Origin of the sequence: Rhizobium sp. AG207R, from assembly GCF_027109195.1 — a bacterium.
GTDB lineage: Bacteria > Pseudomonadota > Alphaproteobacteria > Rhizobiales > Rhizobiaceae > Rhizobium > Rhizobium dioscoreae.
Genome location: NZ_JAEPVT010000027.1, coordinates 1 through 1,597, shown reverse-complemented (window position 1 = coordinate 1,597; position 1,597 = coordinate 1). Strand labels below are relative to the sequence as shown.

The following is a 1,597-nucleotide window of genomic DNA, read 5'->3' as shown; positions in this document are numbered from 1 at the left end:
GAGATCCTATGGGGCTAGTCGCACCTCCTGTTACGGTTCGACGTGTTTAACCTAACAGGAGAAAGGGCGATGCTCGAGGAAAATGACGCCGTAACTGATGCACCGATTGGCGCGGACATTTTCGTGTCGGTGGAGATGAGCCGTTCAAAGTGGGTGGTCGGTATCCATTCACCATCGACTGACAAGATTGCGTTGCACTCGATGACTGGCGGCGATGTGGATGCCTTACTGGCATTGGTCGATCGAGCGCGGGCGAAGCTTGCGTCGAGCGCCTGCGAACCGGCCGTCGTCGTCTGCTATGAGGCAGGATACGAAGGTTTCTGGCTCTACCGTCGTCTCACCACGTTCGGTATCCGGGTTGTTGTGATCGATCCGGCGAGCTTGCTGGTCGATCGCCGGGCCAAGCGCGCCAAGACCGATCGGATCGATGCGCGGGCAATGGTTCGTGCGTTGATGGCCTGGTCGCGTGGCGAACCGCAGGTGCTGAGTGAGGTCCGTGTGCCGACCGTGAAACAGGACGACGCGCGTCGCGGATTGCGCGAGCGTCAACGTTTGGTGAAGGAGAGGACGGCGCACGTGAACCGGATCAAAGGTCTGCTGAAAACGCAGGGAATCATGGATTTTGATCCTCGAGCAGCGAATGCGGTCACGAGCCTTGATGCGATCGTGACCGGCGACGGCCGCCCCCTTGGTTCTTGCCTGAGGCGGGAGATCGTGCGCGAGCTGGAGCGGTTGGCGCTGGTAATGCGCCACGTCGAGCAGGTGGAGGCCGAACGTGATGCCGTTGTCCGGGACTGCGGCCAAGAGGCTGAAACTGCCGTGGAGCCTGAGAAGGAGGCGGCGATGATCGCGACGCTCAACCGGCTGAAGGGAATTGGAATGAACGACGCGACGATCTTGACGCGGGAAGCGTTCTGGCGAGACTTCCGCAACCGCCGCGAAGTCGGCGGCTGGAGCGGACTTGCGCCTTCTCCCTGGGCCAGCGGGTCGGTGTCGCGCGACCAAGGTATTACTAAAGCAGGGCCACCAATGCTGCGAGCCCACATGATTCAGATAAGTTGGCGCTGGATCTTCTGGCAACCCGATAGCGATCTGGCGCAATGGTTCCGCAAGCGAACTGAAGGCGCGACGGGACGGATGCGGCGGATCATGGTGGTGGCGCTCGCCCGCAAACTGCTGATCGCCCTGTGGCGCTATGCGACGACGGGCTTGGTTCCGCGAGGTGCCATTGTGACCTAGTCAGCGTCGGCGAAGAGAGTTCGAATTCCCGCGCGGTTCGCGACCGACGGGGATACCGGGCGAATGTGTGACCGATCTCACACTGGGCTGAAAGATGCCGTTCGTAGAGAAGGGTCCCATTCCTCGAAGGGCAGCACCCGCAGCAAACGGGATTGGGGTTACGGCGCCGGCACTGGCCGGGCCAGCCGGACCGGATAAAAGTCGAGCCGGTGACAGGCTCTTGCGAATAAAGCCCTTGCCACGAGTATCCTGACGGCGCAAAGCCGGGCTTATATATTGCGCGGCACATCCTAAGCTGGGATGTACCGGATTGTGCGTCGTACCCTATTGACAGGTGTGGCCCCATAAAAGTGTGAGA

At 60.9% G+C, this 1,597-nt stretch carries 1 protein-coding gene; it reads left to right on the top strand.

Translation table 11 applies throughout. The features are described 5' to 3' along the window. Positions 1-69 precede the first annotated feature (69 nt). On the top strand, positions 70-1,239 hold the full coding sequence (locus tag JJQ51_RS32755; RefSeq protein WP_269245864.1) for an IS110 family transposase: 1,170 nt from the start codon (positions 70-72) through the stop codon (positions 1,237-1,239). Positions 1,240-1,597 lie beyond the last annotated feature (358 nt).